The organism is uncultured Thiodictyon sp., from assembly GCF_903828115.1.
Lineage (GTDB): Bacteria > Pseudomonadota > Gammaproteobacteria > Chromatiales > Chromatiaceae > Thiodictyon.
The window spans coordinates 1-13,926 of the sequence record NZ_CAIKKU010000671.1 but is presented as its reverse complement, the minus strand read 5'-3'; the positions used below and the strand labels follow the sequence as shown (position 1 = coordinate 13,926).

The 13,926-nt window shown below is 67.4% G+C and carries 14 protein-coding genes; 8 read left to right on the top strand and 6 right to left on the bottom strand.

All coding sequences use genetic code 11. The features are described from left to right. The 4 genes from QZY48_RS25345 to QZY48_RS25330 all read left to right on the top strand — a co-directional run. A partial coding sequence (locus tag QZY48_RS25345; RefSeq protein ID WP_295436295.1) for a hypothetical protein occupies window positions 1-219 on the top strand: 219 nt, incomplete at its 5' end. Window positions 220-294: 75 nt separating this feature from the next. Then, window positions 295-1,248 (top strand): lipid A biosynthesis acyltransferase, encoded by a 954-nt coding sequence (locus tag QZY48_RS25340; protein ID WP_295436294.1) that lies wholly within the window; start codon window positions 295-297, stop codon window positions 1,246-1,248. 32 nt (window positions 1,249-1,280) lie between these two features. Continuing rightward, on the top strand, window positions 1,281-2,225 hold the full coding sequence (locus QZY48_RS25335) for a lysylphosphatidylglycerol synthase transmembrane domain-containing protein (protein ID WP_295436298.1): 945 nt from the start codon (window positions 1,281-1,283) through the stop codon (window positions 2,223-2,225). 202 nt (window positions 2,226-2,427) lie between these two features. Beyond that, window positions 2,428-3,555, top strand: a complete 1,128-nt coding sequence (locus QZY48_RS25330) for an ADP-ribosylglycohydrolase family protein (protein ID WP_295436292.1) — start codon at window positions 2,428-2,430, stop codon at window positions 3,553-3,555. Here QZY48_RS25330 and QZY48_RS25325 read toward each other — a convergent pair. The 3 genes from QZY48_RS25325 to hemB are packed head-to-tail and all read right to left on the bottom strand — an operon-like array spanning window position 3,515 to window position 6,078. Continuing rightward, window positions 3,515-4,237, bottom strand: coding sequence for a hypothetical protein (locus QZY48_RS25325; protein WP_295436291.1), 723 nt, complete (start codon window positions 4,235-4,237; stop codon window positions 3,515-3,517). The genes QZY48_RS25330 and QZY48_RS25325 overlap by 41 nt on opposite strands. After that, window positions 4,234-5,055, bottom strand: coding sequence for a shikimate dehydrogenase (gene aroE, locus QZY48_RS25320; RefSeq protein ID WP_295436290.1), 822 nt, complete (start codon window positions 5,053-5,055; stop codon window positions 4,234-4,236). The genes QZY48_RS25325 and aroE overlap by 4 nt, the downstream gene beginning before the upstream one ends. A 9-nt stretch (window positions 5,056-5,064) precedes the next feature. Then, window positions 5,065-6,078 carry a porphobilinogen synthase gene (hemB, locus tag QZY48_RS25315; RefSeq protein ID WP_295436289.1) on the bottom strand — a complete coding sequence of 338 codons (1,014 nt, stop codon included), beginning with the start codon at window positions 6,076-6,078 and terminating at the stop codon, window positions 5,065-5,067. Window positions 6,079-6,501: 423 nt separating this feature from the next. On the opposite strand from hemB, the gene QZY48_RS25310 reads away from it, so the two are divergent. Both QZY48_RS25310 and QZY48_RS25305 read left to right on the top strand, forming a co-directional pair. After that, window positions 6,502-6,891: a thioredoxin family protein gene (locus tag QZY48_RS25310; RefSeq protein ID WP_295436287.1), complete on the top strand. Its 390-nt coding sequence runs from the start codon at window positions 6,502-6,504 to the stop codon at window positions 6,889-6,891. Between the two features lie 6 nt (window positions 6,892-6,897). Continuing rightward, on the top strand, window positions 6,898-7,482 hold the full coding sequence (locus tag QZY48_RS25305) for a Crp/Fnr family transcriptional regulator (RefSeq protein WP_295436285.1): 585 nt from the start codon (window positions 6,898-6,900) through the stop codon (window positions 7,480-7,482). 294 nt (window positions 7,483-7,776) lie between these two features. Here QZY48_RS25305 and QZY48_RS25300 read toward each other — a convergent pair whose 3' ends face one another. Together QZY48_RS25300 and QZY48_RS25295 are read right to left on the bottom strand one after the other, a co-directional pair. Continuing rightward, window positions 7,777-8,790, bottom strand: a complete 1,014-nt coding sequence (locus tag QZY48_RS25300) for a class 1 fructose-bisphosphatase (RefSeq protein WP_295436283.1) — start codon at window positions 8,788-8,790, stop codon at window positions 7,777-7,779. Between the two features lie 109 nt (window positions 8,791-8,899). Next, entirely contained in the window at window positions 8,900-9,034 is a 135-nt protein-coding gene (locus QZY48_RS25295) for a hypothetical protein (protein WP_295436282.1), read from the bottom strand. A 100-nt stretch (window positions 9,035-9,134) separates the two neighbouring features. On the opposite strand from QZY48_RS25295, the gene QZY48_RS25290 reads away from it, so the two are divergent. Next, entirely contained in the window at window positions 9,135-9,851 is a 717-nt protein-coding gene (locus tag QZY48_RS25290; protein WP_295436281.1) for a hypothetical protein, read from the top strand. A gap of 16 nt (window positions 9,852-9,867) precedes the next feature. Here the strand turns inward: QZY48_RS25290 and QZY48_RS25285 are convergent, their stop codons facing one another. Next, the gene (locus tag QZY48_RS25285) at window positions 9,868-12,366 is read right to left on the bottom strand and encodes a DNA methyltransferase (RefSeq protein WP_295436280.1); all 2,499 of its coding nucleotides are present in this window, start codon (window positions 12,364-12,366) and stop codon (window positions 9,868-9,870) included. Window positions 12,367-12,600: 234 nt separating this feature from the next. On the opposite strand from QZY48_RS25285, the gene QZY48_RS25280 reads away from it, so the two are divergent. Then, the gene (locus tag QZY48_RS25280) at window positions 12,601-13,563 is read left to right on the top strand and encodes a 2OG-Fe(II) oxygenase (protein WP_295436279.1); all 963 of its coding nucleotides are present in this window, start codon (window positions 12,601-12,603) and stop codon (window positions 13,561-13,563) included. The last annotated feature ends 363 nt before the right edge of the window (window positions 13,564-13,926 follow it).

The window sequence follows — 13,926 nt, the reverse complement described above, 5'->3', positions numbered from 1 at the left end:
GCCTATCCGCAGAACGCAACGCTGCGGTCGCTCGCGAGGCCGCGCCGCACTGGGGTGCGGCGCTCCCATCGTCCGAGCGGGCTCAAGCGTGTGCGCTCGCCGGTGCGGCTTGGCCGGGATTGTGATCAAGGCCATCCGGGGCGCTACGATAACCTCGATTACGACAACGATAACGACAACGACAACGACAACGACAACGGCACCAAGAGTATTCTCTAATGAACTTGTTTACCTTATGAGTGAACCGTTCCTGATCTTATGCGGCGGCACACCAACCACCGGCGGTTTACCGCGATGACCGATCCGGACTCCGGCCCCCTGTCCTACGGCCCCGCGCTGCGGCATCCGCGCTACTGGCCCAGTTGGCTTGCCGTCGGCCTGGCCTATGCCCTGGGTCGACTCCCCTTCCCGCTCCTGTGGGCGCTGGGTCAGGGCCTCGGACGGCTGGGCTATTACTTGGCCGCGGACCGACGCGAGGTCGCCCGCCGCAACCTGGGCGTCTGTCTCGCCGACCGCGCACCGACGCAGCGCGAGCGCATCCTGCGCGCCCATTTCGGCTGGCTGGGGGTGGCCGCCGTCACCCAGGGGCTGGTGTGGGGGATTTCGCGGGCGCGGCTCACGCGCCTGGTGCTCATCCGCAACCGCGAGGTCATCGACGCCTGCATCGCCGCCGGTCGGCCGGTGATCGTGCTGGTGCCCCATTTCGTGGGGCTGGAACTGGCGGGCGCGGCCTTCACCGGCCTGGTCCATGCCGGGGTCTACATGTATCAGAAGATCCGTGACCCGGTGGTGGACCGCCAGGTCAAGCGGGCGCGCCGCCAGTACGGCAGTGTCTCCATCGAGCGCAGCGATGACCTGCGCGGCCTGATCCGCGTGGTGCGCTCCGGCACGCCCTTCTTCTACCTGCCGGACCAGGACGGCGGGCGCCGTGGTATCTTCGTGCCCTTCTGCGGCGTGCCGGCCTCCACGGTCCCCATGCTCGGGCGCTTCGCCGCCCTGTCCGGGGCCCTGGTGATCCCGACCTTTGCCCGTTACCTGCCCTGGGGCCGGGGCTTGGAACTCGTCTTCGACGCGCCGCTGCGCCCCTTTCCCACCGGCGACCAGGCGGCCGATGCAGCCCTGATGAACCGGGTGATCGAGGCGCGCATCCACACCATGCCGGAGCAATACTTTTGGGTGCATCGCCGCTTCAAGACCCGCCCCCCGGGCGCGCCGCCCTTCTACCCGCCGAAACACCGCCGCTCCTGAGCGAGCCCGCGCCCCCGGGCGACGCGCAGTGCCTGGGCACCCCCGGACTGCGCCTGGGCCGCGCGCGGGACTGGCTGATCGGCGCCGCCCTGCTCGCCGCCCTGGTCGCGGCGGTGCAGTACAGTGTCGGCTGGGGGACGCTGCTCGCCCCCTGGCTGGCCTTCTCCCCGCTCCTGGTCGCCTGGCTCTTCCTGCTCACGGCCCTGAGCTATGGCCTGCGCGCGGTGCGCGTCTACGACTGGTTCCGCCCGCGCTTGCAGGAGCAGTTCATCTATGTGCTGCGCCTGACGATCCTGCACAACAGCGCCAACAACCTGCTGCCCATGCGTACCGGGGAGTTGGTCTTCCCCTGGCTGATGCGCCGCTATTTCGACTTCGGCCTGCTGGAGGCGACCGCGGCGCTCCTGTGGATCCGCATCCTGGACATGCACTTCCTGGGGCTCGTCGCCATCCTGATCCTGGACCTGCGCGACCCCTGGTGGGTCTGGTGGGCGGCGGGGTTCGCCTGGGTCGCCGGACTCTCGGTGCTGGCCCTGATCGGGCGTGTCGGCGCCTCGCCCTGGTTGGCCGGGGGCGGGCGGCCGCGCGCCCTGGTGCGGCAGGTCGCGGCCGCGGCGCCGCGCGACCCCTGGCTCATCGCCCGGGTCTATCTGTGGACGGCCGGGACCTGGACACTCAAGTTCATCGCCTTTGCGAGTGTCCTGGCACACTTCGTCCCGGCCGCCTTCTGGCGCGTGCTGGCCGGGGTGATGGGGGCGGAACTCTCCAGTGTCCTGCCGGTCCACGGCATCGCCGGCAGCGGCAGCTACGAGATCGCCGCCATGGCCGCCCTGGTGCCCCTGGGCGTGGCGCCCAAGGTCGCCTTGGCCGGGGCGGTCAACCTGCATCTGTTCGTCCTGGGCACCACCCTGCTGCTGGGCGCCCTGGCCTTCCTGTTGCCGCGGCCACCAAGCCTTGAACATAAAACCTACAGATGAACACAGATTTTCCTCGCATTGTCATGCGGTTATCGCTATTGTTGCAATCAGCCGCAAGGTCGCCCCTCGACCAAGCATAAGCCAATGAATAATCTGTGTTCATCTGTGTTCATCTGTGGATGATCGCTCTTTCTGGTTTGAACTCAGGGCATTGGACCGCATCGGCACTCTCCCCCCAACGAACAAAATCGAGATTGATGTGATGGTGGAACTGACCGTAGCGGACCGGATGCGGGGCGCCCTATGGGGCATGTTCGTGGGTGATGCGCTGGCGATGCCGGCGCATTGGTACTACGACGTGGCCGCCCTGCGGCACGAATTCGGCACCATTCGCGATTATCAGGCGCCGCGGGCGGAGCATCCGAACTCCATCATGCCGCTGGCCAGTACCGGCCAGGCGGGGCGCGGGGCCCAGGATGGCGACCTGGTCGGCACCCTGATCCTGAAGGGCAAGAAGCACCTGTGGGGCCGGCCGCGTATCCATTACCACCATGGGCTGCGGGCCGGGGACAATACGCTGAATCTGCTGTGTACCCGGGTGCTGATCCGCTCCATGAACGCGGCCGGCGGCCATGACCCGGCGGCCTTCCTGCACGACTATGTGGCCTTTATGACGGCCCCGGACAGCCACCGGGACACCTATGCGGAGTCCTACCATCGGGCCTTCTTCGCCAATCTTGCCCGGGGCCTGCCGCCGGCGCGCTGCGCCGGGGCCGAGGGACACGATACGGCCTCCATCGGCGGCCTGGTGTCGCTGCCGCCGGTCATTCTGGCGGCGCGCGGCGCGCCTGATCAGGGGATTGGCGCGGCCCTGGCGCAATTGCGCCTGACCCACAGGTCCGTCGCGCTGGAACGCTACGCCCTGGCCCTGAGGGAGTTGCTGGTCCGGCTGGTCGGGGACCCCGCGCCCCAGGTCGGACCCCTGGCCTGCGCCCTGGCCGAGCGCCTGGGGTTCCCGGCCGGTAGGGTGGTCGCGCAGGCGGCGGCCGGGCAGTTGTCGGACCTGGACGTGATCGGCGGGCGTTTGAGCCCGGCCTGCTACATCGATCAATCCTTTCCGGCCGTCCTGTACCTGGCGGGGCGCTATGCCGATGACCTCGAGGCGGCCCTGATCGCCAACGTCGGCGTGGGCGGCGACAACGCCCACCGGGGCGCGGTGTTGGGGGCGCTGCTCGGTGCGGCACTGGGGTATCGCGCGATCCCGGAGCGCTGGATTGCCGGACTGACCGCGCGGGCGGCGTTGGAGGATGAGATCGAGACCTTTGTGGACCAATTTGCGGGGACATCGCCTAACGGTAATCCTCCGCCCGGATGCGCTCGGCGGACATGAAGTGGGGCGGGAACTCGGTGACCTGGCCGTCGGTCTCGGCGCGCCCGGTGCGGTAGTCTCGCGTGCGCCGGGATCTGATGGCACCGCGGCCGTCCGCCCGTACCACTTCATCGGCGATCAGCCCGAAGGCCTGCTCCTGCGCGTTCCAGGCGAGCACCAGGCGCACCGAGACAAACCCATCCGCGTTGCCGATCCAACTCACCGTCAGTTGACGGTCGGCGATGTCGATTTCAAAAGGGGCGGCGTGCGGGTCGCGGTTGATGGTCCCCAGGCATTGGACACAGGGGAGCAGGCCTTCGAGGAGGGCCGCACGGCGATATTTTCCGTCCGCACCCAGGGAGAAGATCCCGAGCCCGCGGCTGCCCACCGGGAGCACGAGATCGTTGGGGATGGCATCGCGCCGGTGCAGCACGACCACCACGTCCTCGCGCTGGTCGTCGCTCAGGAGTCCGCCCACCGCGGTGACCGGCTCCCACATGCGGGTGATCCAGCGCCTCATGTTCAGCGGCTCGATGTCCGACTTGGCGTCGGGGGGCGCGGCCGCGGACGCTAGAGACACGAGGCACAGCGTCAGCAGCAGCCCCGGCAGAGCCGCCCGCCGCCTGGCCCCGGTACGCGCACCACCGGCCGCGCCCGTGCGGGCCGTGACGCCGCTCGCCAGGCCCAGCATGCCAATGGTCATTGGGTTGGCCGCAGCAGTTGGATCACCGGCGCGGTCTGCGGCCTGATCCCGCGCCACAGACGGAAGGACTCCGCCGCCTGCTCCACCAGCATCCCGAGCCCATCGAGCGCCTGTGCGGCCCCCTGGGCGAGGCCCCAGCAACAAAAGGGCGTGGGCCTGTCCCCGTAGAGCAGGTCGTAGGTCCAGGCGCCCGGGGCGAGGCACCGGGGCGGCAGCGGCGGCACCGCCCCCGTCAGTCCGGCGGCGGTCGCGTTGATGATGAGGTCGAAGTCCGTGCCCCCCAGATCCGTCAGGCCGCAGCCGCGCACCGCGCCCAGGTCGGCCGCGGCGGCGGCCAAGGCCGCGGCCCGTGCGGCCGTGCGGTTGGCGATCAGCAGTTCCTTGAGGCCCGTCTCCAGCAAGGGCCGCAGGACGCCCCGGGCGGCCCCGCCGGCACCGAGCAGGAGTATGCGTCGCCCGGCGAAGGCGAAACCGTGATTCTCCCGCAAGTCGCGCACCAGCCCCACGCCATCCGTATTGTCGCCCCGCAACCGGCCCCCGGGGAGCGGAATCAGGGTGTTGACGGCCCCGGCGGCAGCGGCCCCGGGGCTGTGTTCATCCACGAGCCGAAAGGCCTGCTCCTTGAACGGCACCGTCACATTGAGCCCCCGCCCCCCGTCCGCGAAGAAGCGCCGCACCGCCTCTTCAAAATCGTCCGGCGCGGCCAGCAGCCGACCGTACTCCAGGTCCGCTCCCGTCTGCCGGGCGAAGGCGGCATGGATCAATGGGGACTTGCTGTGGGCGATGGGGTTGCCGATGACGGCGTAACGCTGCGGCATGGATCGGACTCACTCGCCCAACCAGCGGGCGACGTCCCGGGCGTAGTAGGTGAGGACCCCGTCCGCCCCGGCACGCTTGAAGCCGAGCAGGGACTCCAGCACCACCGCGCGCTCGTCGAGCCAGCCGTTCTGACTCGCCGCCTTGAGCATGGCGTACTCCCCGCTCACCTGGTAGACGAAGGTCGGCACGCCGAACTGGTCCTTGACCCGCCGCACGATGTCCAGGTACGGCATCCCGGGCTTGATCATCACCATGTCCGCGCCCTCGGCCAGATCCAGGCCGACCTCGTGCAGGGCCTCGTTGGAGTTGGCCGGGTCCATCTGGTAGCTGTACTTGTTGCCGCCCTTGAGGTTGGTCGCCGAGCCCACCGCGTCGCGGAAGGGCCCGTAGAAGCTGGAGGCATACTTGGCGGAATAGGCCAGGATGCGGGTGTGGATGTGACCCTCGGCCTCCAGGGCGGTGCGCACCGCACCGATGCGCCCGTCCATCATGTCCGAGGGGGCCACGATGTCGGCCCCGGCCTGGGCGTGGGAGACCGCCTGACGGACCAGGACATCCACGGTGGCATCATTGAGTACATAGCCGGTCTCGTCGATCAGTCCGTCCTGGCCGTGGGTGGTGAAGGGGTCCAGGGCCACGTCGGTGATCACCCCCAGGTCCGGCAAGGCGTCCTTCAGGGCGCGCACGGCACGCTGCGCCAGTCCGTCCGGGTTGAAGGCCTCGGCGGCGTCCTCGGACTTGGCCGAAGGCGGGGTCACCGGAAACAGGGCCATGGCCGGGACGCCCAACGCGGCGATTTCGCGCGCCTGCGCCACCAGCAGGTCGATGCTGAGCCGGGTGACGCCGGGCATGGAAACCACCGGCTCACGCTGACCGGACCCCTCGAGCACGAACACCGGCCAGATCAGGTCGTCCGGGGTCAGGTGGCTCTCGCGCATCAGCCGACGCGAGAAGGCGTCGCGGCGCATCCGGCGCATGCGGGTCAGGGGGTAGGCGGCTCGCGCCGTGTCGTACAGGGACATGATCGGACCTCTTAACTTTCAACAAAAATGCCCGCCGGTGGGTCCCCCGGCGCTCGGGGCGCCTACCATAGCCCAGAGGGGCCGGTGGGTCCAAGCGAGTTCGCGCGCCCGCGGCGGTGCTCGTGACCGGCAGCGCAGCGACCGCTCGTCCGACTACCGGTTCGGCCCGCCAGACAAATGACCCAGCCAATCTTGACACGCGAACACGGCCCGATTAGTACCCTATTGATTTTCCCGGGACTGGCCCGGGTGCATCGCCGGAATCGATCCGGATGGTCGTTCGGGAACACACGCAACGAGGATAGCGCCCGGACATTGCGCCCCATGGCCCCACCCCGGCCCCACCATCTTCGTCCTCGCTTCCTGTTAGAATTCACTGTCGACTGGTTGGACTCTAACGGGCGATCATTTCAACGAGCGATCATGTTACTTCGATCCAACACCAAGCCACCCATTTTCAACGTGGACTTGACCCAGTTCCAGGCCCTGGTCGTTGAGGCATCCAGCCAGCAGCCGATCCTGGTGGATTTCCGTGCCGACTGGTGCAGCCCCTGCCACACCCTATCGCCCCACTTGGAGCGGGTGATCAACGAACTGGACGGTGCGATCCGCCTCGCCAAGGTGGAGCTCGACGGCGGCGAGAACATAAAGCTGGCCGCCCTTTACCGGCTGCGCGCCTTCCCCACCGTGATCCTGTTCCAGGGCGGTCAGGAGCGTGGGCGTTTCAGTGGGGCACGCTCCACCCACCAGGTCCGCGACTGGGTGCTCGCGCGCCTGGGGACCGGGGACGAGCACGGCCGCCAGGGCGTCTGAGCGGCAATGACCGGGTACCAGTGCGCGAACGACGCCCCGCCGTCGGCATCGCCGGGCTCCAACCCTGCCCAGCCAGTCCCGAAGGTCGCGGACGAACTGTCGCTATTGCGCGACATGCCGATCTTTGGCGCCGTCCCGGATCAGGCGCTGGCCTACCTGAACGCGCGGGCCGAGCGCGTGGCGATGCCGGCCGGGCACTGGTTCTTTCACCAGGGCGACCGGGGTGAGACGATGTATGTCCTGCGCTTCGGGCGGGTCGAGATCCACCGCGCGCTGGGCGAGCGTGCCGAGGTCATCGGGAGACTGGGACCGGGGGACTGCTTTGGTGAGATGGCCCTCATCGACCTTTATCCGCGCAGCGCCGGGGTCCGCGCCGCGGAGGACTGCCTCGCCCTGGGGCTCAGCAACGCGCTGCTCTACCAACTCTACGCGGTGGACCCCGAGCCCTTCACCCTGATCATGATGAACCTGGCGCGGGAGTTGAGCCGCCGACTGCGCCGCACCGAGGCCATGCTGTTCAAGCACGCTGGACCACCACCGCGCCCGGAGCGCCACCCGACGGGGACCTTCAGCGAGATCCCATACGTATAGAAAGGCTTAGCCTCGGACTGACAAGTCAGCGGCCACAAAGTCTGAATCGACGATCGTGTCGGCTGGTCGTAAACAGAGCCCGGGATCGATCACGCGCTCGCCGCGACGGCGGCCTGACCCGGCACCAGGTTACGGATCAGCTCAGGCTCGGGCAGCCCGCGGACCACCAAGGGACGACCGGCGCGACGGCTACGCGTTTGGGCCTCGATCGCCTCGACCTTCAGGGGCGCCGGCGCGGCCAGTGCGGTGTGGGTGCCGCCCAGGTCCCGACCGCGGACGGCGCGCCCGACGCGCTCACCCCTCGCGGTGATAGGCGAGGATGCGCTCCACCTCGTTGCGCGATCCCAGGATGACCGGCACCCGCTGGTGCAGAGACTCCGGCTGCAGCTCCATGATGCGCGAGGTCCCGGTAATGGAGCCGCCGCCGGCCTGCTCCACGATGAAGGACATGGGGTTGGCCTCGTAGAGCAGGCGCAGCTTCCCGCCTAAGTCCTTGGCCTTCATCTTGGAGTCCATGGGGTACATGAAGACCCCGCCGCGCGTCAGGATACGGTGCACCTCCGCCACCATAGAGGCGATCCAGCGCATGTTGAAATCGTCCCCGCGCGGGCCCTCCTTACCGTCCAGACACTCCTGGACGTAGCGGCGCACCGGCGGCTCCCAGAAGCGCATGTTCGAGACATTGATGGCGAACTCCCGGGTGTCCGCCGGGATCTGCATCCGCGGGTGGGTGAGGATGAACTCTCCGATATTCTGGTCCAGGGTGAAGCCGTTCACCCCGTTGCCGGAGGTCAGCACCATCATGGTCGAGGGCCCGTAGAGCGCGTAGCCCGCGGCCACCTGCTGGGTCCCGGCCTGGAGGAAGTCCTGCTCGCGCGGATTCTGGCAGCTCCCGGCGCACCGCAGGATGGAGAAGATGGTCCCCACCGAGACGTTCACATCGATGTTGGAGGAGCCGTCCAGCGGATCAAAGGTCAGCAGGTACTTGCCGCGGGGCTTGCCGGCCGGGATCGGGTAGATCTCGTCCATCTCCTCCGAGGCCATGGCCGCCAGGTGCCCGGCCCACTCGTTGGACTTGATGAAGACCTCGTTGGAGAGGATATCGAGCTTTTTCTGGGTCTCCCCCTGGATGTTCTCGCTGCCCGCGCTGCCCAGCACCCCCACCAGGGCGCCGTGGTTGACGTAGTGACTGATCACCTTGCAGGCGGTGACGATGTCGTTCAAGAGCGAGGTGAAGTCACCGGTGGCCCCGGCGATGCGCCGCTGCTCCTCGATGATGAACTGGGTGATGGTCGTGCCGTTGTGCATGGGACTCCTCGTCGGTCGATGGTGGGGCGGGCGGCCAGCCGGAAACCGGGCCGGACGGACCTGCCAGTATATGGACCCCGGCCCCGGAAACGGAATCGGAAAGACGCGGTCACAGGATCGGATCGAGGAGCCGCGCCGCCTGCACCGCCCAGCGAAAGGCGCGTCCGCGCTCCCGCAGGGCCGCGGCCGAGGTCTCCTCCACCAAGAAAAAGCAGTTCTCGCGCCAAGGCGCCAAGCTCGCCAAGGCTTTTCAGTGCGTTATCGGCGTTGCGCGATTCACCCAGCGGGTGATCTGGATGCTGGTTCTACCCGATTGTATTTCTTGGCGAGCTTGGCGCCTTGGCGTGAGCAACTACCGGATCCAGGCCCAACCATCCGCGCCTTCGTCGAACAGCGCAAACGACAAGGAATATTTTCCGCAAGATTGGTTTGCCGACCGGGTCGCTTCGCTCGGTTTGCCTCTGCACCTCCAGGGCCGCAACAGCTACCCGGATTTTTGGGTCGGTGACGAGACGCGACTACCCCGCGAGGGTTACGAGATCAAGTCGCTTGCCTTCAGCAACGGCCGGCCGGCACGCAAGGACTACGACTCCAACAGCACCATCCCGTCGGGGCACAAGGATGGTCGAGATACCTTCCTGGTGTTTTTCCTCTATACCGGGAGCGGTGCCAATGCGCGACCGGTGCACTCCCTCTGTATCGCCCACGGCGACCTGATCAACGCCGATCACGAAGTCGCCGCGGCCCACATCAACGAGGGGATCGCGCGTTTCGGCTCCTATGGCGATGGGTTCATCCGCGACCGCAAAATGTACCGCTTCCCCCAGCCGTTCACGCTGGACCCGGCCGGGATCGGCCGCTGCCGGCTCATCCTGCCGGAGCAATGGGGCATCTCAGACCCGCGCCTGATCCAGGTGGAGACCTTGGAGCGGACCATTTTCGCGGCCTCCCTGGACAGCTACTGCGTCTATCTGGATGGCAAGACCAGCCCCACCACGCACGGCAACCCGCGCCCCGATGCAGGACAGGTCCGCCGCTTCCAGGTCTTCGAGCACGCCTGAGCGACGACCACCGCCATCAGAATAGCGAAGCCTGGACGGGCAACCCGGCTGCGCGCGGCGCGACGCTGCGGTGTTGCTCATCCTGGCCGGCAAAGAGCCGTTGCGAAATCGTGGCGCATTGATTCAGTGACCCCTCAAAGGCCGTCACTACGTCCGTCGACCGGCGGCCGGCGCACAGTTCCACCAATGCCTGACTATAGACGACGATGCGGACATCGTTCAGTGACAGCCGCCGCCCGGTGCCGTTGAAGCGCCGCACCTTCGCCCCCGCCGCGGCCGCCGCGGCCTCCATCGCAAGGTCCTCCGCGATGAGGAGCCGCCGGTCCGCCGCGGCCTTACGGCACACCATCAACACGTCGAGATCGATGGGCGACTTGGCCGCAAGCTTGGGCATGGCCACGGACATCTCCGCCTTGACGGGCTGGGTCTGGACCAACTTGAAACCGGCCTCCAGGACCGCCGCCGCCACCGAGGTCCAGCCGTCTTCACGCGAATGGTGGTAGGAGAACACCAACAGCCCCTCATCCTTCAATACCCGGTGGCATTCGGCAAAGACCCCCTGGAGCTTCCCCGCGAAGCGCGCCGACTCCGTATCCTGCACCTCGCTGGGGTGCCGGGTCGTGTCAGATGCACAGTGCCCGTTCTCCCCGAACCAGAGCCGCTGCCAGACGTGAAAGAAGTCCGCCAACTCCGAATAATGAACGTTGTCGTAGAAAGGTGGATCGGTCACCACCGCATCCACCGTACGGTCCGGGATATCGGTGGCGGCCGAGTCACCGCAGGAGAGATAGACGGCACCCGGCGCCATCCCAGCCTCCGGCCAGGCGTCCAGCACCGGCACGCCCATGGGACGGCTCTTGCCGAACAGCTTGCGGCCAGCCTTCTTGCCGCCCCGGTCGTCGAGGGCGAGTTCAAAGGGTGCCGCCTTGTAGTCCACCGCCCGCAACAGCCGCGACTGGAACAGGTTCAGGAAGGAGCCCGAGGACTTGCTGGTGCCCCAGAGGTTGGCCTCGATCGGGGTGCGCTCGGGCTTCAGAACGTGGTGGGAGAACATGTGCCGCACCGCGCCGGTCCCCTCGCCCTTGTAGCTGGCGAAGAGGTTGTTGAACTCCAGCACCCCGGACAGCAGCACGAAGAGTGCGTCACGCTCCGCCCCCGCCGGCAGGTCGCCGATCGCCCGGGACAGAAGCCCGATCCCGAGGAGTTGGCGGTCGTTGAAGAACTGGTCCCAGCGCGTGTAGCCGTAGTTCAGGACCTGGCGGGTGTTGTAGCCGGTCTGGATCGCCACCCGCGGGCTCGGCAGTGCCAGTTCGCGCAACCGGGTACCCGCCGCCGCGTAGGCGTCCTCGTCCTCCGGCGTCGCCTGGAGATATTCCTTGGTGCCGTCGTCGCGCAGGACCAGCTTGGCATAGAGCCGATGGCGGGGCGGCTCCCCGCGGGCGCGGGCGGTCTTGGCGATGGCGAAGCGGGTCCCGCAGCCGCCGCAGTCGGCTTGGGCGCCGGCGGCCGGACCGGCGTGGGGATCGAACCCCTTCCGACAGGCCGGGCAGGTGGCCCGGGTCTGGTTGAAGTCCGCGGCGAAGATGTCACCGCAGCGGGGGCATACCAGTTGAACAGTCGGAAACTTCTTCACATAGGCGTGCTTGGCGAAGACCCGGGAGGAAAAGAGATCGACCGCCGCACCACAATCCGGGCAATCGAGTTGCTTGACCCAGAACCAGTAGAGGACCTCGCACGGCGCCCCGGCACTGTCGCGGCTGGTATGGAGCGCCCGGATCTCCGGACCCACGGTCGCCTCCAACTCGGCGAACAAGGCCATGAGCCGGGTGCGGTCGATGGGCGCCAGGGCCGTGCGCACCGCGCGCCAGGCGACCGGATTGATATCCCGGCCGATGACGGTACACCCCAGCTTGTGCGCCTCCCCGACCGTGGTCCCGCTGCCCATGAAGGGATCGAAGATCACCGGCCCCGGCAACTTCACCGCGCTGGCATACAGGTCCATCACCGCCGAACCCCTGGGCGTGGCACAACCGAGAATGACCGCCCGGAACACGCTGCCCAGCCGCTGCGCCCACCACTTGTGGGTGTGGTAGACCGGGCGCCAGACCTCCTTGCGCCAGCTCTCCACCTCCGCAATTTCGCTCAGGTACTCAAAGGGAAAGCCGTCCTCGATGGCCCGCTCGGTGGGGCCGCCCAGCACGGGGCCGCCGTAGGACTCGCCGGGCTCCGCGACGATCATGCCCGCAAGGTCCGAGAGGGCTGCCGCGACCTGATGCGGGTCCTTCTCCACCAAGCGCCGCAGGGACGGCGGGACCCGGCCGGCAACCAGCAGCAGCTCATCGAGCGGAACGGCCAAGGTGTCCGCCAGCCGCTCGATCAGTGCGTCCGAGGGCGGGGTGCTGCCGGATTCCACGCGCGACAGGTGGGCGGGGTCGACGCCGCAGCGCCCGGCGGTCGCGCGCAGCGACAGGCCGAGTTGCTCGCGGCGGGACTTGAGGACGTCATGGATGTTCATGCCGATAGGCTAGGTCGTGTTGACTGTTCAGTCAACGCCGACCTGACGAACGCGCAGCCCTTGAGCCAGCCCGCGCCTTGGGTGAAGCGGCGCAGCCAGTCCGGCGGTAGAATCCCAAGGTCCACCGTCCTGCACTGGCCCGCAGACCCCCATGACCGCGGCAACGCGTCACGTCTTGCGCGACGCGATGAACCCCACCCCATTTGATCAACAGCCCGCCGCAGAGAGATTCCCTTGCTCGCCAACCCCACCCACCATCGGCACCCCTACCCCTTCTTCACCGCCGAGCCGGCATTTTCGCCCGCACTCTGCGCCCGCCTGGAGGGGCTCTTCGACCAGGACCTGCCCTGGCGCGCGCACGGCGGTTCGTTCTACGAGGTCCGCAATTGCGACGTAACCGACCGGTTGGAACCGGACTTTCTCGCCGCGCTGGCCGCGCGCACCCGGACCCTCACCGGCCTGCCGCTCACCCAACGGGTCGCGGTCACCGCGCAGACCATGGAGCCCGGCCAGCGGATCGGGGTCCATACCGACCGGCCCTTGGCGGGATGGGAGATCGCCCGCCTCGTGGTGCAATTCACCCGCGATTGGCAGGAGGGGGATGGTGGGGTCCTTCAGGCGCATGACGACGAGGCCGGCGCCCGCGTCTGCGCCAGTCAGGCCCCGCGGTTCAACAGCGTCTTCGGCTTCGTCATGCATCGGGACTCCTACCATTCAGTGACGGAAACGAAGAAGCACCGGCGCGTCCTGGTCTGCAACTTTTGGCATGTCGGCAATAGCCCGGCCCTGGGCGACGCGGTGCAGGCGCTGTTCGCCCAGAAGCAGTTCGGCGACCTCCCAAGGCTCCTGGATGCGGACCGCCGTGAGGCCGAGCAGACCCTCCCGGAAGAGCAGACCTACCGGGCACTGATCGTCGCCACCGCGCTGCAACGCTGGGGCCTTCCGGAAGGGATCATCCGCGACGGCTACCAGGCGGCCATCGCTCCCCCTGCAGCGCCCGATACGGACCGCGCCGCCGGGGTTGCTATTGCCTTGGCCCAGTGGGCGGCACAACTCTATGTCGAGGACTTCGAGCTGGCGCAATGGCAACGATTGAGCCTCGCCGTGGCAACGCGCCGGCCGACCGATCATTCGCCACTTGCGGACTTTGGCCGGACCGCGTTTCCCGATGTCTCGCACTCCAATGGCACACATTGATCGGATTACGCTCCGCCCATCCGAACCAGGGCCTTGATCATCAATTTGGTTCTTAGGTCCTGTAGGGACTCTCGATCCCAGTCGTATTCTCGGGAGAAATATTATACTAAATCATCATCTTAAACAATGCGATCACAGAGTCTCATGTTGCCTGGTCGCCAGTCAAAACGAAGTAATCCCAGGTTTTTTTAGCATCAAAATCGATCTGCACTCCGAATTTCACGTAGCCGTTCAGAGACCCCTTGACCGCTGCCTCCAGCCCGATCAGTATGTTCCCCCTACGCTGCCCGATGATACCGCGCCACTGACCGATGCACCTGAGCGACCACAGCCTCAACCAGCTTGATGAAGCCTACGTCCAGG